The 18,608-nt window shown below is 41.9% G+C and carries 21 protein-coding genes and 1 rRNA gene; 14 read left to right on the top strand and 8 right to left on the bottom strand.

Annotation, left to right across the window (positions count from 1 at the left end; translation table 11 throughout):
• Positions 1 to 174 precede the first annotated feature (174 nt).
• From D469_RS0110495 to D469_RS0110480, 4 genes are read left to right on the top strand one after another with little or no spacing between them, the layout of a single operon-like run.
• Entirely contained in the window at positions 175 to 501 is a 327-nt protein-coding gene (locus D469_RS0110495; RefSeq protein WP_018923347.1) for a hypothetical protein, read from the top strand.
• A gap of 2 nt (positions 502 to 503) precedes the next feature.
• Positions 504 to 1,586, top strand: coding sequence for an A/G-specific adenine glycosylase (gene mutY / locus D469_RS0110490; RefSeq protein ID WP_018923346.1), 1,083 nt, complete (start codon positions 504 to 506; stop codon positions 1,584 to 1,586).
• Between the two features lie 2 nt (positions 1,587 to 1,588).
• Entirely contained in the window at positions 1,589 to 2,347 is a 759-nt protein-coding gene (locus tag D469_RS0110485; protein WP_018923345.1) for an SDR family NAD(P)-dependent oxidoreductase, read from the top strand.
• A 28-nt stretch (positions 2,348 to 2,375) separates the two neighbouring features.
• Positions 2,376 to 3,989 carry a gamma-glutamyltransferase family protein gene (locus tag D469_RS0110480; RefSeq protein WP_018923344.1) on the top strand — a complete coding sequence of 538 codons (1,614 nt, stop codon included), beginning with the start codon at positions 2,376 to 2,378 and terminating at the stop codon, positions 3,987 to 3,989.
• A gap of 8 nt (positions 3,990 to 3,997) precedes the next feature.
• Here the strand turns inward: D469_RS0110480 and D469_RS0110475 are convergent, their stop codons facing one another.
• The 4 genes from D469_RS0110475 to D469_RS0110460 form a co-directional block, all read right to left on the bottom strand.
• A complete protein-coding gene (locus tag D469_RS0110475) occupies positions 3,998 to 4,330 on the bottom strand; it encodes a hypothetical protein (RefSeq protein ID WP_018923343.1) in 333 nt (110 codons plus the stop codon).
• Positions 4,331 to 4,665: 335 nt separating this feature from the next.
• On the bottom strand, positions 4,666 to 4,992 hold the full coding sequence (locus tag D469_RS0110470; RefSeq protein ID WP_018923342.1) for a hypothetical protein: 327 nt from the start codon (positions 4,990 to 4,992) through the stop codon (positions 4,666 to 4,668).
• 73 nt (positions 4,993 to 5,065) lie between these two features.
• Complete coding sequence (locus D469_RS0110465) at positions 5,066 to 6,034, bottom strand: NADPH:quinone reductase (protein WP_018923341.1); 969 nt, start codon at positions 6,032 to 6,034, stop codon at positions 5,066 to 5,068.
• Positions 6,035 to 6,051: 17 nt separating this feature from the next.
• Positions 6,052 to 7,203 carry an LL-diaminopimelate aminotransferase gene (locus D469_RS0110460; protein WP_018923340.1) on the bottom strand — a complete coding sequence of 384 codons (1,152 nt, stop codon included), beginning with the start codon at positions 7,201 to 7,203 and terminating at the stop codon, positions 6,052 to 6,054.
• A gap of 229 nt (positions 7,204 to 7,432) precedes the next feature.
• Between D469_RS0110460 and fabL the strand changes: the two genes are divergently transcribed.
• Together fabL and D469_RS0110450 are read left to right on the top strand one after the other, a co-directional pair.
• A complete protein-coding gene (gene fabL / locus D469_RS0110455) occupies positions 7,433 to 8,191 on the top strand; it encodes an enoyl-[acyl-carrier-protein] reductase FabL (RefSeq protein ID WP_018923339.1) in 759 nt (252 codons plus the stop codon).
• A gap of 67 nt (positions 8,192 to 8,258) precedes the next feature.
• The gene (locus D469_RS0110450) at positions 8,259 to 8,456 is read left to right on the top strand and encodes a hypothetical protein (RefSeq protein WP_018923338.1); all 198 of its coding nucleotides are present in this window, start codon (positions 8,259 to 8,261) and stop codon (positions 8,454 to 8,456) included.
• 61 nt (positions 8,457 to 8,517) lie between these two features.
• Here the strand turns inward: D469_RS0110450 and D469_RS21165 are convergent, their stop codons facing one another.
• A complete protein-coding gene (locus tag D469_RS21165) occupies positions 8,518 to 8,691 on the bottom strand; it encodes a hypothetical protein (protein WP_018923337.1) in 174 nt (57 codons plus the stop codon).
• 242 nt (positions 8,692 to 8,933) lie between these two features.
• On the opposite strand from D469_RS21165, the gene D469_RS0110440 reads away from it, so the two are divergent.
• From D469_RS0110440 to D469_RS0110430, 3 genes are all read left to right on the top strand, one after another.
• Complete coding sequence (locus tag D469_RS0110440) at positions 8,934 to 9,338, top strand: DUF3939 domain-containing protein (RefSeq protein ID WP_018923336.1); 405 nt, start codon at positions 8,934 to 8,936, stop codon at positions 9,336 to 9,338.
• A 13-nt stretch (positions 9,339 to 9,351) separates the two neighbouring features.
• A complete protein-coding gene (gene ntdP, locus D469_RS0110435) occupies positions 9,352 to 9,879 on the top strand; it encodes a nucleoside tri-diphosphate phosphatase (RefSeq protein ID WP_018923335.1) in 528 nt (175 codons plus the stop codon).
• Between the two features lie 114 nt (positions 9,880 to 9,993).
• Positions 9,994 to 11,739: an ABC transporter ATP-binding protein gene (locus D469_RS0110430; protein ID WP_018923334.1), complete on the top strand. Its 1,746-nt coding sequence runs from the start codon at positions 9,994 to 9,996 to the stop codon at positions 11,737 to 11,739.
• A gap of 217 nt (positions 11,740 to 11,956) precedes the next feature.
• Here D469_RS0110430 and D469_RS0110425 read toward each other — a convergent pair whose 3' ends face one another.
• Entirely contained in the window at positions 11,957 to 13,045 is a 1,089-nt protein-coding gene (locus D469_RS0110425) for an FUSC family protein (RefSeq protein WP_018923333.1), read from the bottom strand.
• A gap of 155 nt (positions 13,046 to 13,200) precedes the next feature.
• The gene (locus D469_RS0110420; RefSeq protein ID WP_018923332.1) at positions 13,201 to 14,502 is read right to left on the bottom strand and encodes a glutamate-1-semialdehyde 2,1-aminomutase; all 1,302 of its coding nucleotides are present in this window, start codon (positions 14,500 to 14,502) and stop codon (positions 13,201 to 13,203) included.
• A 131-nt stretch (positions 14,503 to 14,633) separates the two neighbouring features.
• On the opposite strand from D469_RS0110420, the gene D469_RS0110415 reads away from it, so the two are divergent.
• From D469_RS0110415 to perR, 3 genes are all read left to right on the top strand, one after another.
• Positions 14,634 to 15,584 (top strand): D-2-hydroxyacid dehydrogenase, encoded by a 951-nt coding sequence (locus D469_RS0110415; RefSeq protein ID WP_018923331.1) that lies wholly within the window; start codon positions 14,634 to 14,636, stop codon positions 15,582 to 15,584.
• 17 nt (positions 15,585 to 15,601) lie between these two features.
• Positions 15,602 to 15,913 carry a cyclic-di-AMP receptor gene (locus D469_RS0110410; protein WP_018923330.1) on the top strand — a complete coding sequence of 104 codons (312 nt, stop codon included), beginning with the start codon at positions 15,602 to 15,604 and terminating at the stop codon, positions 15,911 to 15,913.
• Between the two features lie 118 nt (positions 15,914 to 16,031).
• Entirely contained in the window at positions 16,032 to 16,472 is a 441-nt protein-coding gene (gene perR, locus D469_RS0110405; protein WP_018923329.1) for a peroxide-responsive transcriptional repressor PerR, read from the top strand.
• A gap of 52 nt (positions 16,473 to 16,524) precedes the next feature.
• On the opposite strand, the gene D469_RS0110400 is transcribed toward perR, so the two are convergent.
• Entirely contained in the window at positions 16,525 to 16,878 is a 354-nt protein-coding gene (locus D469_RS0110400) for a YgzB family protein (RefSeq protein ID WP_018923328.1), read from the bottom strand.
• Positions 16,879 to 17,118: 240 nt separating this feature from the next.
• On the opposite strand from D469_RS0110400, the gene D469_RS0110395 reads away from it, so the two are divergent.
• Positions 17,119 to 17,991: a nucleotidyltransferase-like protein gene (locus D469_RS0110395; RefSeq protein ID WP_018923327.1), complete on the top strand. Its 873-nt coding sequence runs from the start codon at positions 17,119 to 17,121 to the stop codon at positions 17,989 to 17,991.
• Positions 17,992 to 18,442: 451 nt separating this feature from the next.
• A 16S ribosomal RNA gene (locus D469_RS0110390) occupies positions 18,443 to 18,608 on the top strand; the annotation flags it as partial.

The raw sequence follows: 18,608 nt of genomic DNA, 5'->3' as shown, positions 1-18,608 counted from the left end.
TTAATTAAATTCATTTCTGAATTGTGGGGGCAACCAAAGCTTATTGTTGGATGTACGGGGAATAGAATTGATCCAGCCTTTCACTTAAAACAAGAAATATGTATGGAGCTTGAGCGTGGACTTAATTTAATTTATACCCGATAATCATTATTTTCAAAAGGGGATCGAGAAAGAATGCCACAAAGAGTACATATTTTTATGGAGTATAAAATTAAAAAAAACAAAAAGCAAGTATATGAAGCAATCATGTCAGAGGCTCTGCAGGAATTAAATACTTATAGCATTGAAGATTATCAATGGTTTGAAGCTATGGACCAAGAAGGCTTATATGTAGAGATGTTCAGCGTAGAAACCATGGCAATGTATGAGGAAATTAAAAACGCACGAACCACGTTGGACCATCCTTTTTTTTCACAGTGGGAGGACCTGGTGGAAGGTGGGCTTAGAAAGGTCCATTGCTGGGCTTTTCTAAAGAAAGATAGTAAGGATTCAGGAGGATGAGAATGACAGCGGAGAATGAACTGGAGCATTTAAACATTGAAGCCTTTCAACACGACCTCGTTGACTGGTATCAAAACAATCAACGCGAATTGCCTTGGCGTAAGACAAAAAATCCTTATTACATTTGGGTCTCAGAAATTATGTTGCAGCAAACGCGCGTAGATACTGTGATTCCTTATTTTAACTATTTTATTGAGCAATTTCCTACACCAGAGGATTTAGCGTTAGCAGATGAGGAAGAGGTGTTGAAAGCATGGGAGGGACTTGGCTATTATTCACGCGTTCGCAATTTGCAGACCGCGGTTAAAGAGGTGGTCGAATCTTATGGGGGCGAGGTGCCAAAAGACCGTGCTGAGTTTAGGGCTTTAAAAGGAGTAGGCCCTTATACGTCAGGAGCAGTAATGAGTATTGCTTTTGATCAACCTGAACCAGCAGTTGATGGCAATGTAATGAGAGTATTTTCCCGTCTCTTACATATTGAAGATGATATTATGCAGGCAAAAACAAAGACAAAGTTTGAAAAGGTCATTGCACAAGTGATTGAGGGAGCTCCACCTTCAGACTTTAATCAAGCCATCATGGAACTAGGTGCTTTAATATGCACACCTAAATCACCAGGTTGTTTGCTTTGTCCTGTTCAAGCTTATTGCCAGGCCCGCGAACTCGGAGTGCAGGAAGAATTGCCTGTAAAGAAAAAGAAAAAGGAGCCGACCCGTAAACGGATTGCAGTTCTGGCTGTGCAGGACAAAGAGCAGCGTTGGTTTGTGAGAAAAAGGCCAGCTTCTGGTTTGTTGGCGGGGTTGTGGGAGTTTCCGCAAGTAGAGCTTGAACGAGAAGAAGAAGCTGATAAAGCCTTAGCTAAGATGCTAAATGACCAACACGCCATCCAGGCTGAAGTGGAAGCTTATCTGGGTGAAGTGGAACACGTCTTTAGCCATTTAATTTGGGAAATGGAGGTGTATACGGGAAGGGTTGATGAGAAGCTTTCTTCTACTGAAATGGGAAAATGGGTGACAGACCAAGAGGCAAAAGAACTGGCTTATCCAGTTTCTCACCAAAAAATACTAAAGAGATTGGAGGAATAATAGTGGATTTGGGTCTTGATGGGAAGTACATCTTAGTTACTGGAGGATCTAAAGGTATTGGAGCAGGGATCGCTCAAGCTTTCATAAACGAAGGGGCACACGTAGGAATTGTAGCTCGCTCAGCGGAAGGATTGGAAGAAGCGAAAAAACATATGCCTGAGGTAGAACGTTTTATGGGAGATTTAACTGATCAAAAAGAACGTGAGCGTATATTTCAAAGTTTTATTGAGACGTTTGGCCAAATTGATGTGTTAGTTAACAATGTTGGCGGCAGCCAGGGGGGCACTATTGGTGAGACAGATGTCTCTAGCTTTGAAGAAGCAATGCATTTAAATTACTTATCGGCTGTTGATTTAAGCAAACGTGCTTATGAAGATATGGCTGGTCGTTCTAGTGGAAGCATTATAAATATTTCATCTATCTTTGGACGAGAATCGGGGGGAAAAGCGACCTACAATAGTGCGAAAGCTGCTTTAATTAGTTTCACTAAAGCATTTGCAGATGAAGCAATAGCGGACGGGGTCCGAGTTAATTCGGTGGCACCAGGGTCGATTTTACATCCGACTGGAAACTGGAAGAAAAAGCTGGACGAAGATCCTGATCGGATAAATGCATTTGTAAAAAGAGAAATTCCGGCCGGGCGGTTTGGGACGGTTGAAGAAGTTGCTAATGTGGTTACATTTTTAGCTTCAGATCGTGCTTCCTGGGTTGTAGGAGCAAGTCTCAATGTAGACGGCGGCCAATCTAGAATGAATATGTAGTACTTACTTATTATTGAGGAGGAATTACATGCTTACTTATCATCCGAACCATTATCCTTACCCGTCTCAACGAACGACGACCTATGCAAAACATGGGGTCGTAGCAACCTCTCAGCCGCTAGCTGCACAAGCCGGAAGAGATATTTTAAAGCAGGGAGGAAACGCTGTTGATGCAGCGATTGCGACAGCGGCCTGCTTAACCGTCGTTGAACCGACTTCAAATGGAATCGGCGGTGATGCGTTCGCGCTCGTATGGGCGGAAGACAAACTTCATGGCCTTAACGCAAGTGGGCCTTCTCCTGACTCCATTTCGATTGAAGCGATGAAAGAACGCGGCTACGAAAAAATGCCGACCTTTGGCCTTGAGCCGGTAACTGTGCCGGGAGCGCCGTCTGCCTGGGCTGCTCTTTCTGAGCGTTTTGGGAAGCTGCCATTAACTGATGTGTTAGCGCCGGCTATTCATTACGCAGAAGAAGGTTATCCTTTGTCTCCAGTATTGGCCCGCTTTTGGAAAGCAGCATACGATCGTTTCAATAAGGAATTGACAAGTGCGGAATTTAAAGCCTGGTTTGATACGTTTGCACCGGAAGGCAAAGCTCCTGAGGCAGGAGATATTTGGAAGTCTCCAGGGCATGCCGAGACACTCCGCCAAATTGCAGAAACAAAAGCAAGAGCATTTTATAAAGGTGAATTGGCTGATAAAATCGATGCATTTTCTAAGGAGCACAATGGTTTTATCCGCAAGGAAGATTTGGAAAAATTTGAACCGGAGTGGGTCGATCCAGTTAGTGTTAATTACCGGGGCTATGAAATATGGGAGATTCCGCCGAATGGCCAAGGTACCATTGCCTTGGAAGCATTGAACATGCTGAAACAGTTTGATTTTTCAAACCGCGACGATGAGCTAACCCTTCATCGTCAAATTGAAGCAATTAAACTTGCATTTGCAGACGGCCTGGAATATATTACAGAGGCAAGTGCTATGAGTGTGCCTGTGGAAGGGCTGCTTTCGGAATCATATGCCAAAGAACGCAGCCAGTTGATCGGAGAAGAAGCTCTTACTCCTGCGCCTGGAGAACCCCCTCAGGGCGGCACAGTGTACCTGGCTGCTGCAGATAACGAAGGAATGATGGTATCGTTTATCCAAAGTAACTATATGGGATTTGGCTCAGGGGTTGTGGTGCCAGGCACCGGTATTGGCCTGCAGAATAGAGGAAATAATTTTTCATTGGATAAAGACCATGATAATGCATTAGCCCCGGGCAAACGTACGTTTCATACCATTATTCCAGGTTTTATGACAAAAGGGTCGGAGCCTGTAGGTCCATTTGGTGTCATGGGGGGCTTTATGCAGCCTCAGGGCCATGTCCAAGTAGTTATGAACACGATTGACTTTAAATTAAATCCGCAGGCAGCGCTTGACGCCCCGCGTTGGCAGTGGCTGAAAGATAAAAAAGTACAGCTTGAGCATACCAACCCTTCACATACAGCTGCGCGTTTACTGGAACGAGGGCACCAAATTGAAATCGCCCCTCATTCCGGCAGCTTTGGACGCGGTCAGATTATTTGGCGCAACCCTGAGACTGGCGTATATGCTGCTGGCACAGAAGGGCGAACAGATGGAAGTATAGCGGCCTGGTAAGAGCAAGGTTATTCATCAGGAAACCAGTGCATGCTTTTGACCGCCTCTTTTGTTTCCGGAGTGCCCAGATCGTAAATGGCGTGTAAGACGTGCTCAAAGGAGTCTTTGTATTCATAGCGGTCGTTTTCTTCTATTCGTTCATCAAAGTGGCGGAAGGTCATTAAATTGGTTAATTCCAAGTCGTGCCGTTGTGTTTTCTCCAGTAGTTCACGCAATTTATCAGCTTCTTCTGGAGTGGCATCTACGGCATATTGAATAATGTCTGGGTCATTAACTTCGGTTTCGGTCAAGTCTTCCATTGTTGTCGGATTGAGATGAACATAATATCGCTTTTTGTGCATGCTATCCCTCCTCCTGGATTGTCTTTGTAGTATGGCTTAAAGCCATGAATTTCATCCGAAGGTAAAGCCGCATGTAAAAGAAAAAAACCATATAATTAAGCCCTGCTCCGCGAAATTTTATGGAGCAGGGCTTAATTTGCCATTCAACAACCTTATCAAAAGTGTTGGTACAGTAATACGTAGTGATTTTATGAGGTTTTGTGTAATGAAGTTGTTAAAAGGGGGTGACTCTTCTCTGAACCACGCACCTGAAAAAGACTTCGGTTCATCCGAGGAAAGGGAAATCTCTAACAGGAATATCAATATTACCTTTTCCAGAACATTTAACTAAAGAATTATTCCGTGCGGAGATTTCCTCCCATTTCTTTAAGTGTATGCTTTGTTTCATCAGTTCCTAGATCATATATTCGCTGATAAAGCTTTTCCACTCTAAATTGAGCGTCTGATTTCTCTTCATCTGAAGCAGGCTCATCAAAGGGGTGCCCAAAGATTTGTTGAAATTCGATATCCTGTTCTTGTAAGGCATCTAATAAATCTTTGATTTCTTCTTTTTCTTCATGAGTTGCTTCAATCTCATATTGAATGCTGTTGTCTTCTGTTTTAACGTCGGAAATGCCTAGTAAGGGCATATCTACCGTTACAAAATATTTCTCGCGTCTCATGTAGAACCTCCTTTTGAATAACTCGACTATTTCTCAATACCCGCTTTCAAGAAGGCTTACACTTTATGCTTACTTAAGTAAATTTTAATACGAGACTGCCAGCATATTTTTTGTTTTCGAGGTCCTTGTGTGCTTGCTTTGCCTGCCCTGGTTCATACACACCGCCCACATGAGCTTTAAAGGTACCGTTTTGGATGGCTTGGGTTATTTCCATGCCTGCTTTATGAAGAGCCGTTTCAGGAGCTGTGAAGACAAGCACACCTAACAAGGAGCCGTGCTTTTGATTTAAAAGCCCCCAGGGAATTTGAGGTTGATTATTTTTAGGCGAGCCAATTGTCACAATGCGGACACCTAAGGCCCCGATCGTTAAGTTTTGTTCAACATTTTCGCTAAAAGACATATCAAGAATGACATCTACGCCTTCTTGATTCGTACTTGATAATACGGCCTGTTCAGGATTGCTTTCCTGGTCGAGACGAATGACATGCTCAGCGCCTGCTTGCAAGCAAATCTCTTCTTTTTCAGCCGAACTTGCTGTTGCGATAACGGTGGCTCCGTGTTGAGACGCCAATTGAATGGCAGCATGACCAACGGCCCCAGCTCCACCATAGATTAAAACAGTTTCCCCAGGTTCTAATTTTGCCCGATTAAATAACGAAAGGTGAGCTGTTATAGCAGGGATCCCCAACGTAGCGCCTTCTTCAAAGCTGAACGTATTAGGTAGCGGGAACAAACTTCCAGAAGAAGCGTTAACGAATTCTCGTGCTGTACCCGCAATATTTGTTCCCCATACTCGGTCCCCTACTTGAAATTCATGCACGTTCTGGCCAGTTTCTCTAATAATACCAGCCACATCAAAATGAGGGATGGCAGGGAATTCTTTAACTGGCCGTTTTCCTGAACGGAAATAAGTATCAACGGGATTAATGCCACTCGCTTTTACTTCAACAAGAACTTCATCATCTTTAATGGCAGGGCGGTCTGTGTCACCGAGAGTTAAAACTTCAGGTCCTCCGTGCTCATAATATAAAACTGTTTTCATTTTAATTCCTCCTTTGTTCAGATAAGCGCTTTTAACCTGGTGGCGGCCTTTATTAGTTGTTCTTCTTCCTGGACAAGAGCAATACGAACGTAAGCTTCACCTTCTTTTCCGAAGGCTTCGCCTGGTGTGACGACTACTCCTTCATCTAAAGCTGCCAAAGCAAATGACATTGAGTCGTAACGTTCAGGTACTTTCGCCCACACGAACATTGCTCCATCGGGATAACGGACATTCCATCCGAACTTGTGTAAGGTTTGTACAAAAGTATTTCTCCTGTTTTCATAAGTTTTACAATGGCTTTCCAAAAAGTCACCTCCATGTAGTAGGGCATGTGTTGCAGCATGTTGGATGGGTTGAAATACCCCGTAGTCGATGTGAGATTTTATCGATGCTAGTGGTTTGAGAAAGGAAGGGAAGCCTACACAATATCCAATCCGTGCTCCTGCAAGGTTAAAACTTTTAGAAAGGGAATTAAATTCAATCGCAGTCTTTTTAGCGTCAGGGACGGAAAAAATGCTCAGAGGTTCATGGCCGTCGAATACTAATTCCGAATAAGCAAAATCATGGAGCAGTAACAGATTATGCTTCAAGGCAAATTGAACAGCTTCTTCCAAGTAAGCTTTGCTGGCAAGAGCCGCAGTCGGGTTGCCGGGGTAATTTAAGATAAGTAATTTAGCCCGAGATAACACTTCACGAGGAATCGTATATAGATCAGGCATAAAATCTTGCTCTTCTGTAACCGGAACGGTATACAACGAAGCTCCTGATAATTCTGCTAACGCTCCATAGATCGGATAGCCAGGGTCGGGAACGATAATGTAATCGCCAGGATCTAAGTAGGCCAAAGCAACATGAGCTAAACCATCTTGAGAACCCATGAGCTGAAGTACTTCCTCTTCTTTAATGTCTGTATGATATCGTGAATGGTAAAAATGACTGACCGCTTGATGAAATTCTCTCGTGCCGCTTAGGGTATAACGATAAGCATCAGGGTGCAATACTTGTTCAGCCATTTTTTCTCGTACCCACTTAGGTGGAGGTAGGTCAGGGCTGCCAATACTCAGGTCAATCATTTCATGACCTGCTTCCATTTTTTCTCTTTTCTTCAACGCCATGTCGCTAAAAACACTTGATGATAATGTATGAAGGCGATTTGAAGGCTGAATCATTAATTAAACACCTCTTTATTTAACATTAGGAATGTTGAGTTAATTATAGTAGGATGCTTCCCCTTTCCTTTTCAGGCAAAAACTCCAGACGCTGAAGATATGCTGTTGTGAATAGACATATTTTTAACGGTGACCAAAGCCAAACATTAAAGTTTTGCTCGCAACTGGGTTCCTTATTAAATATACGTTATAATGAAGCGTAAATAAAGGAAGACGGAGGAATGAAAAAATGACAGACCAACAAGCACCAGTGGCATTAGTCACAGGAAGCAGCAGAGGAATCGGCAAAACCATTGCTACAAAATTGGCGGCACAAGGCTATAATGTAGTGATTAATTATGCCCGCAGTAAACGAGCAGCCGAAGAAACAAAGCAAGAGATTGAATCACTGGGCCAAGAAGCGTTGACTGTTAAAGCAAATATCGGCAAAAAAGAAAAAGTGGATCATCTTTTCGATGCAATTGAAGAGCATTTTGGCCGCTTGGATGTATTTGTGAACAACGCCGCTTCCGGGGTGTTGCGGCATTCTTTGGAACTTGAAGAGAGTCACTGGGATTGGACCATGGATATTAACAGTAAAGCGTTACTCTTTTGTGCTCAGCGTGCCGCTGGTTTAATGGAAAAGCATCAGGGAGGCCAGATTGTAAGTCTTAGCTCCCTTGGCGCTACCCGTTATTTAGAAAATTATACGGCTGTAGGGGTGTCAAAAGCTGCATTAGAAGCTTTAACTCGTTATCTAGCTGTAGAATTAGCTGATAAAAATATTCGGGTGAATGCTGTTTCAGGGGGTGCAGTAGACACAGAAGCGCTGAGTCATTTTCCAAATCGAGATGAATTGCTTGAAGATGTGAAGCGTCGTACTCCGGCTGGAAAGATGGTTGAAATGGAAGATTTGGCTAATACAGCCTTATTTTTAGTATCACCTGAAGCGGAAATGATAAGAGGGCAAACTATTATTGTCGATGGTGGGATTTCCCTGCTTACATAAAAATTTTAAATGACATGGATAAATCGAGTTGGCACCGGACACCTTAACGGGTGTGGAGGTGATAAACATGGCAAACCAAAAAAACCAACAGCAACAACAAAAGCAACAACAAAAGCAACAACAGCAAGCTCAACAAAACCAACAGCATCAAACTGAGTTTGCTAGCGAAACTGACGCTCAGCACGTACGTCAGCAAAACCAGCAATCTCGCCAGCACCAGCAAAACCAACAACAACAGAACCAACAACAAAATAAGCAGCAGTAATCACACCGATTTACACAAAAGAAGCGGTCCCACTACGGGCACCGCTTCTTTTTCACGCTAGTTAGGCTCCTCCGCCGAACATAGGGAATACATAATTCACTAAAAACCATAAGAAGCCGAAGAAAATAACAATATAGGTGAAATATTTTATAAAGGTGGAAGCTACCTTTGAACCGTCCTCTTTCTTTTCGATATGCCGCTCTTCAACTTCACGATCCATATTGCGGTTAGCCACTTTATTTCCTCCTTTCAGAACCATATTTATAGGCCAATTTCCCACTTTTAATTGGTTTAAACATAAAAGCTTACGGGGGGTTGGTGTGGTTTGTTTTTCAAAATGCCAAAGCCGATGTATAATGTGAAGTGGATGAAACAATACATTGCTGAGATAGTTCGGTTTATTTAATAGGCGGTTAGGAGAGGCGGTGGAAAACTATTTTTTTCCGTAAGAAGGAAAAGCAAAAAGACGAGTATCCAATGAAAGACCTCGACATTAACGAAATGCGTCAGGCGATTCACAAATTGGCAAGTACGTTACCGATCGGGATTAGTATTAGGTCGTTTATTAATGAAGACCGTTCGATTGATTATGAACTTCTTAAGCCGATGCTAAAAGGTGTCCCTGTGAAAACGTACTATATGTCACGGGAAACGTATGAAGTATTTGAGGATCGTGAGACAGCTGAATGTATGGATCAAGTACAGCTGGCAGTGGACCTGTATGTAAAAGAACAAGGGAAATGGCCGGTTGCCGAAGGTGATAGCAGAGGAAAAATATCTTACTTCTTGATTCAAAATTACCTTCGCACCATACCAGAAGAGACCATGTATGTCGACAAAGAGCAGGGACTCGTCTCGTTTTCGCCGCCTACATCGGATTAGGAAGGGGGAAACTATGTCATTTCCTGCAACAGGGTCACGTATACAAGTTCAAAGCTATAAACACAATGGCAGATTACATCGTGTTTGGGAAGAGACACTCATTTTAAATGGAACATCGCACGAAATCATAGGAGGAAATGACCGCATATTAGTTGAGGAAGCTGACGGAAGAAAGTGGAGAACGCGTGAACCAGCAATTTGTTATTTTAATGCAGAAAAATGGTTTAATGTCATTGCTATGATCCGAGCGGATGGAATTTATTACTACTGTAATTTAGGTTCTCCATTTGCCTGGGATGAGGAAGCATTAAAGTATATTGATTATGATCTTGATATCAAAGTGTTTCCGGACATGACCTACAAGATATTAGATGAAGATGAATATGCTGTCCATAAACGTTCAATGGGCTATCCAGTCGATGTTGATTTATGTGTACGAGCTGGTATGAAAGAATTACAAAGCTGGATTTGCCAAGGAAAAGGTCCGTTTGCCCCTCAATTTGTGGAATCCTGGTATGAACGCTTTTTATCTTACAGATAATGAGAAAAGTATTAGAAGTCTTGAGCAAGAGTACCTTTGAGTAACGGTTTTGTTCCGTTCTCTAGCAGGAATCTTGCTTTTGTTTTTTGCTTATAACAGGAAGGGATCAACACTATGGGAAGTATTCGTCGGTACTTGCAGTTCGTATTACCTTACAAATGGATGATAACTCTTACTGTCATCATCGGTATTCTTAAATTTGGCATCCCGTTATTAACTCCACTCATCCTGGCTTATGTTATTGATGATATTATCCTGAATGAGGCCTTGGAGACGAGTGAACAGCTTTCTACACTGTTTTGGCTCTTAGGAGGAGCGATTGTATTATTTTTAGTCCTGCGTCCTCCAATCGAGTATTATCGCCAGTATTTTGCTCAATGGACAGGGAATAAGGTGCTTTATGATATTCGTAATCATCTCTTTACTCATATTCAGAAATTGAGTCTTCGCTTTTATGCGAATCGAAAAGCTGGAGAAATTATCTCAAGAGTTATACACGATGTTGAGCAAACAAAAAACTTTGTCATTACGGGCTTAATGAACATTTGGCTGGATATGTTCACGATCATCATTGCCATTGTTATTATGATGACGATGGATGTATGGTTAACGCTTGTGGCGATTGCATTGCTCCCTGTGTATGCCTTATCTATAAAATATTTTTATAGTCATTTAAGAGATTTAACCCGGCAGAGGTCCCAGGCTTTAGCTGATGTACAAGGTCACCTTCATGAACGCTTGCAGGGTGTTAATGTCATTCGCAGCTTTGCTCTTGAAGATTATGAACAGGATCAATTTGATAAGCGTAATCACCATTTTTTAACGAGGGCTATTAATCATACGAAGTGGAATGCCAAAACGTTTGCGGTTGTTAATACAATTACTGATGTTGCTCCGTTGCTGGTGATTTTAGCGGCGGGTTATTTTGTCCTAACTGCTGGCTTGGGTATTGGTGAAATGGTAGCGTTCGTATCTTATATGGAACGTTTGTACAATCCTTTAAGGCGTCTTGTGAATTCATCAACTACTCTAATTCAGTCGATTGCCTCAATGGATAGGGTATTTGAATTTATTGACGAAAAATATGACATTGAATCAAAGCCAGGGGCAGAGCCGCTAAAACAGGTGGACGGCTCCATTCAATTTGACCACGTGGACTTTCATTACAGTGAGGAACATGTTCCTGTCCTTCATGATATCAACCTGAATGTAAAAGCGGGAGAAACTGTGGCATTGGTAGGGATGAGTGGAGGTGGGAAAAGTACACTGGTCAGCTTGATCCCAAGGTTTTATGATGTTTCAAGCGGCCGCATATTAATCGACGGAAAAGATGTGCAGGACGTTGAAGTGCGGAGCTTGCGTGCTCAGGTCGGTATGGTGCTCCAGGATAATGTTCTTTTCAGCGATTCGGTTAAATTAAACATTTTAATGGGGAACCCAGACGCTACGGACGAGGAAGTGGTTAGAGCAGCTAAAGCAGCGAACGCTCATGAATTCATTCAGGGATTGCCGCAAGGGTATGAGACGGAGGTTGGTGAACGAGGCGTCAAGCTGTCCGGCGGGCAAAAACAGCGTATTGCTATTGCTCGTGTTTTTTTGAAAAACCCACCCCTTCTTATTTTTGATGAAGCAACTTCGGCTCTAGACCTTGAAAGCGAACATTATATACAAGAAGCGATGAATGAATTAGCTAAAGACCGCACGACGTTTATTGTAGCTCATCGTTTATCTACAGTAACCCATGCAGACCGTATTATCGTGGTTGAAGATGGAAAGATTCAGGAGAGCGGTACTCATGCTGAATTAATGAAAACAGGAGGCAGCTATCAAAAGTTGTTTAATGTCCAAACGTTAGAATAGAGGCATCTTCTTACTTCTACATTTTATTACTAGCTAGATTTTGCACATAGGCCAGGAGAAAGATGATTAGGCCGCGCTCATGCGTAGATAGAACGTTTCGTATCCTAGCAGCGTTTGTACGATACAAACCTAATAACGAAGGCCCTCCTCTTTACTTTAGGAGAGGGCCTTCGTTTTATTATACGTAATGAGCTGGTAGGCTGCTTTTCTGTCTATATTAAGGGGAAAACTCATCATCTCTAAGTTCTACCTTGTTTTCATCTCGATGGTAACTAAAGAAGCTCTCAACTAACCGGTCTAAATGGTCTAGCTGCTCATAATATTCGACAATATGTGAGACAAGGGGCAAGACATGAAGCCATTGCTCGCGATCAATTTCATTGTGATCATACAAGTCCATAAACAGGTCCGTTAATGACTCTTCTCCTTCATCTGCTTCTTCCGCCATATCATCCGTTTTTTGAGTAATAACTTTGCCCGCATAGCGAAGAAGAATACGCTCATGATAGTACGTCAGATGATCAAGCTGATGCTGCACGAGACGCTGCATTCGATCGGGCATTTGTATTAACTCATTTTCGTAGCGGTCGATTGTACGTAAAATTGTAAAAGCTTTCTTCATAGCGGCTAACATTTCTTTAAATAAAACAATTTTACGGGCTTTTGCTAATTTGCGGCGTAAAAAGTAGTCCCGTTCTTCTTTATATAATAAATAAATATTGTCCATTTCCAGCATCGTTTCATTAATGCGGGGGATATCTTTCTTTAAGGTGGCTTGATTTGTTTCTTTTCTGGTGACAAGCCGGATCCAACGCAGCACTTCATCTGTGTTATCTACTACTTTTCGATACAGTTTATCCTCATGCCGGGGCGGCAGGAAAAAGAGGTTTACTAAAAATGCGGCAAAGACCCCGATCATGATCAGTCCAAACCGTGAAGCAGCAAATTCAATAAAATCACTTGTCGGATTCCCCATTATAATAATAATTGTCACCAGAGCGAGTGGAATCGTAGAAGTTTCCAATTTCAATTTCAAAATAATACCAATGGCCACCATCACGACAACACCGATAATCACCGGTTCATGCCCAAATGTTAAGGCAAACACGACAGCTAGCACTGCTCCGATGATATTTGCCTGGACTTGGTCAAGAATGGTTTGAAAGGTGCGATAGATTGAAGGTTGAATAGCAAAGGTTGCAGCAATAGCTGCGTACATTGCAGATTCGAACTCGAGCCATTCCGCCACATATAAGGCGAGTACAATTGCCAGCCCAGTTTTAAAAATTCTGGCTCCCAATTTCATGGATTGATCCAAACCTTTCCGTACGTTCGTTTATGATAACCGCCCCTTTCAGCGATAGGGACAGTAAGGTGGATAAAAGGGGCGGGAACCTTACCTCCAACTTACTGTTTCAACAGTGCAGAGGAGTACTTCAGTAGCTATGAAAATGAGGTGCTTTAACGCTTAAGGGATCGAGCCATTTCTGCAAAGGTTTCTTCAACTGCTGTTAATGTTTCTGCGATGTCCTTTTCGGTGTGAGAGATGGTGAGAAACCATGCTTCAAACTTTGATGGAGCTAAGTGTACCCCGCGATCTAATAACCCTTTAAAAAACTGTGAAAATTGTTCAGAGTTGCTGTTTTCTGCTCCTTCATAATCATTTACTTCCTCGGTGGTAAAATACACAGTAAGAGCGCCTTTTAAACGGTTAATTTTAACGGGAATGTTATGGGTTGTTGCTGCAGTAAGAATACCTTCTTCCAGTTGACTTCCCAGTTTCTCTAAGTGGTCATAAATGCCCTCTTGCCCGAGCACTTCAAGGCAGGCAATTCCAGTACGTATGGAAGCAGGGTTCCCAGACATTGTTCCAGCCTGATATGCTGGTCCTAAGGGGGCCACTTCTTCCATGATGCTCGCTTTGCCGCCATAAGCTCCAATAGGAAGTCCGCCTCCAATTATTTTACCTAACGCTGTCATATCAGGTTCTACGCCATATAGTTGTTGGGCGCTGCCGTATGTAAAGCGAAAAGCAGTAATGACTTCATCATAAATAACGAGTCCACCGTGCTGGTGAGTTAGTTCATTTACCTTTTCCAGAAAGTCAGGTTTAGGCTGCACAATTCCAAAGTTGCCTACAATGGGCTCTACGAGAACAGCAGCAATTTCATTACCCCAGGTCTGTAATGCTTCTTCTAACGCTTTAGGGTCATTAAAAGGGATCGTAATCACTTCGCTGGCGATGTTCTTGGTTACACCAGCCGAATCAGGGGAACCAAGCGTGGCAGGGCCCGAGCCTGCAGCTACGAGTACAAGATCAGAATGACCGTGGTAACACCCCGAAAATTTAATAATTTTTTCGCGGCCTGTATACGCGCGAGCAACGCGAATAGTAGTCATCACTGCTTCTGTTCCAGAGTTAACGAAGCGCACTTTTTCCATAGAAGGAATAGCCTCTTTTAACATGGACGCAAATTGATTTTCCAGACGGGTAGGGGTGCCATACAACGTGCCTAATTCGGCGGACAGGCTGATCGCTTCAACAATGTGAGGATGGGCATGGCCTGCAATAATTGGACCATACGCACCAAGGTAATCAATATAGCGGTTGCCGTCTTCGTCCCATAAGTGTGCTCCTTCGGCCCGCTCAATAAACACGGGTGTACCGCCTCCTACGCCTTTAAATGCGCGTGACGGGCTGTTTACTCCTCCAACAATATGTTCACAAGCTTCATTGTATAGTTCTTCAGATTTTGGTCTCATTGTAGTCCTCCTAATCAAACTGTAATGAATACTCTTCATTGTAGCATGCAGGTGTAATTTGCCGTAACATAGTAATTAGTAAAGGGATAAGAAAAAACATATGATTTAAATGAAGAAGGGACGTTCACGTAATGTATATTGTATCTTCTGCCAAAGTAAAAACTGAAATACGAGAGCATCTACAAGCAGCATTTAATGAAGTACAATTCGAATTTTGTGAAGATATGAAAGAAGCTGAAACTTATTTACCGGAAGCGGATGTCTTTATAACATATGGAGAAGATATGCAGGACAAACATATCCATATGGCGAAAAAGCTAAAATGGATCATGGTTATTTCAGCAGGCATGGAACTTATGCCCTTCGAAGCTATAGCTGAAACAAACATTCTGGTTACAAACGCCAAAGGCATTCATAAAAAACCAATGGCTGAATATACGTTTCATATGATATTTCAGCATGCCAGAAGTGCCGACACGGTCAAACAACAAGAGCAAGATCACATATGGAATAGAAGAATCCCGTTAGCAGAAATTAACGAACAAACTTTAGCTATCCTAGGTACAGGAGCTATCGGGCAAGAAATTGCTCGGCTTGGGCAAGCATTTAATATGAAGGTACTGGGTTTAAACCAAGATGGGAGGGAAGTTGAGCATGTTGATGTCTCCTTCTCTATGGATGATATGGATGAAATGTTATCGCAATCTGATTATGTAGTTTCTGTCTTGCCAGCGACAAATAAAACAGAAAACATGATGACTAGCGAGCGATTTAAAGCGATGAAACCAAATGCAGTCTTCATTAATATAGGGCGAGGCCAGACTGTTAACGAACAAGATATAATTGAGGCATTAGATAATCAGGAATTTGCCCATGCCATATTAGATGTATTTAATGAAGAACCATTACCGAGTGAGCATCCATTTTGGGAAATGGGATCAGTAACAGTAACACCGCACATTTCAGGAATTTCGGCTCGTTATCAACCAAGGGCATTTGAGATTTTTGAAAAAAACCTGCATGCTTTTCTTAAAAATCAAAATGAATTCATAAATCTGGTTGACCCTAGTAGGGGATATTAATACAAGGAGTGAGTACGGTGAAGGTTTTAGTGGTAGTGGTTGAACATCCGTATGTTTCCTTTGTAGAAGAGCAAGTTCAACAAAAAGGGTTTCGAATGACAGAACTATCAAGCTCCGGTAACTTTTTTAAGAGAGGAAGCACGACCTTTCTTTTTGGCATTAATGATGAAGAATTATCAACACTTCGCAGTACTTTGCAACAAGCCTGTGAAGATTGTGAGACAAAAAAAGGTCTGTCCAAGCCAAAACGAAATGAGCACAGGTATACTTCGTTTTTAATCAATGCAAGTGAAGGGATGGAAATGATTAGCAAGTTTAACAGCAAGTAAAGGCTATCACGACTGGCATAGAACTGGCTTTTTATTGACAGATTCCTAATTGCTCAGCTACACTATTTTATAAAGGTTATAAAGTAAGAATGGTTTTTTGAAAGTGAGGTGCATGACGATGACTACTGAGCGCTTGCAGGGTGCGATTGATACATTGAAGAATACAAAGGTCCGAATGACCCCGCAACGTCATGCGATATTGGAATATTTATTTGAATCGATGACTCATCCAACGGCTGATGAAATTTATAAGGCGTTAGAAGGGCAATTTCCAAATATGAGTGTCGCCACAGTTTACAACAACCTGCGCGTCTTTAAAGACGTAGGAATTGTAAAAGAGCTAACGTATGGAGATGCATCTAGTCGTTTTGATTGTGTAACGACAGAACACTATCACGTGATCTGTAATGAGTGTGGAAAGATTGTCGATTTTGAATATCCGGGCATTGACGAAGTGGAATCTTTGGCTGCCCATGTTACCGGTTTTGAAGTAGAGACACACCGAATGGAAATTTATGGGAAATGCCAACCGTGTGCAGAACAAACGACAAAGCATTAATTTAAATAGGTATACTTGAAATAAAAAAGCAGGGCTAGTTGTTTGTACTCAACTAGCCCTGCTTTTTTTTGTTGTAGCTTTCGTCAAAAGGCTTGCCTTCTAAGCTAGGATCAAGGGTAAGTGGTTCATCACAGTACATACATGCATCGACTCGTCCTAAAATCTTCGTTACCTTTTCACAGTTGGGGCACTCTACTTGTATAGTTTTGGTGGAAAGCATGCCAATCCAAAAGTAGACGCCAGCACTAGCCATAATAAAAACGAACCCAAGCAGCATGGCAATCGTCATCAAAATAGGTGAAGTTCGGAAAAAGATCCCTATATACATAACAAAAATACCAACAAAAACCAAGGCTAAGGCGAAGGTACGGATTTTGTTGATTTTACTCGTATAATTAACAGCCATATAAGTCCCCTCCTGGAGCTAAGTATAGCATACGTATTTTTTAAAAAGAAATGTAGGAGATGTGAAGCTTTTTTGAGCAATGGATTTAGGAAAAGGAGTTTCTTCTCCGGTGTCGAACAGGTTTATAACTAGAAAAGTGAAGGGGCATACGAATTTTGCCAGACAAAAGTTCAAATTAGACGTAACCTATTACTTGTGATTATTACCAGCGTGATTATTATATATAGCGGAGGAAAGCAAATGAAAGAGCGTTTACGCCATTTGTTTCAAGAACGAGCTAGTCATCCTGAGACTGTCGGAGTACTTTGTGTAGAAAAACAAAGCCCGCAAGAATCTTTTACGGACTTTTTTGATGTGGTACTTATTATTGTTACCTCAAACGAACAATTAGAAATGACAAAACATTATATTTGTGATGACTTGTATGTAGCAATGCACGTCGTTACAGAATTTGAAATTGAAACATGGTTTCTTTATGGAACAAATCGCAAAATGATAGATTGGATTTATCACGGTGTGATTTTGTTTGAACGAAATGAGCAGCTGACAGAAATTAAAGGGCGAATTGATGATTTCTCTTCTGATGATAGGAAATTAAAAGGGATTATGGAATTCGGTAAGCTACTTCGTCGTTTCGAAGATGGAAAAGGTCTACATTATTTAGGTAAACAGTTAGACGCTTTTAATTTTTTACTCCATGCTTTACATCATTTAGCTCGCTTGTCCATCGTAGAACATGGTTTTAATCCAGAGGTCACCGTGTGGAAACAAGTGAAAGAGGTTGAGCCGGAAATCTTTAAGTTATATGAAGAGCTAACGGAAAGTGAAGAGAATATAGAACAAAAGCTTGAGCTTTTAATGATTGGGATTGAGTTCTCTTTGCGTTCAAAAATACAATTTGGCGCTAGTCATTTAATCGAAATCATGAACGAACAACCTGTGAGTTGGAGTTATCAGGAGCTGATGGAAGTAAAAGAGGTCGCACCCTATACAGTGGATCTTGAATTGATGTTGGCGTATTTAAGTAAATTAGAAATAATAAAAAAAGAACATGTCTTATCGAAGACTCCTGGTATTTTTCATATAAAATATAAAGTAGCAAAGTTTTTTTAGTTTGCTGTTGACGATGTAGATGGAGGATGATATATTTATTTGCGTCGCTGTTAAGACATAGTTTGCAGCCAAGGAATTCATTTAAAAAGTTGTTGACTTTGGTTGTGTACAGTGATAAAATATTTATTGTCGCTTTTCAGAGACTTATTTTTTTAAGAAATTAATAGTTCAAAAGGATCTTGTTTTCAAGTTTAATTGTATCGAACAATTGGTTTTGAAAAATAATTTTAGTCCTTGACTCACATGTTGAGCGATGTTATATTGAAATTCGCTGTTTAAGCGAAAACATTTCGCCCTTTGAAAACTGAATGAAAGAAAGCGCCTGTCAATCTTAATTGATAGTTTATATGAGAGCGAGTCAAATCGCTTCGAAATTACGCAGGTAAGTGTTAAGGAAGGCCGACTAACGTCGCGACGTCCTGTCGCAACGTCGGCACTTGCACATCCCTGTGCTTCGGAGAGTTTGATCCTGGCTCAGGACGAACGCTGGCGGCATGCCTAATACATGCAAGTCGAGCGCGTGAAGCAGGTTGATCCCTTCGGGGTGACACCTGTGGATCGAGCGGCGGACGGGTGAGTAACACGTGGGCAACCTGCCCTGTCGATCGGAATAACCC

Source organism: Salsuginibacillus kocurii DSM 18087, from assembly GCF_000377705.1.
Classification (GTDB): Bacteria; Bacillota; Bacilli; order Bacillales; family Marinococcaceae; genus Salsuginibacillus; species Salsuginibacillus kocurii.
Note: the sequence above shows the minus strand (reverse complement) of the source record. Positions and strands in the feature narration are given on the sequence as shown.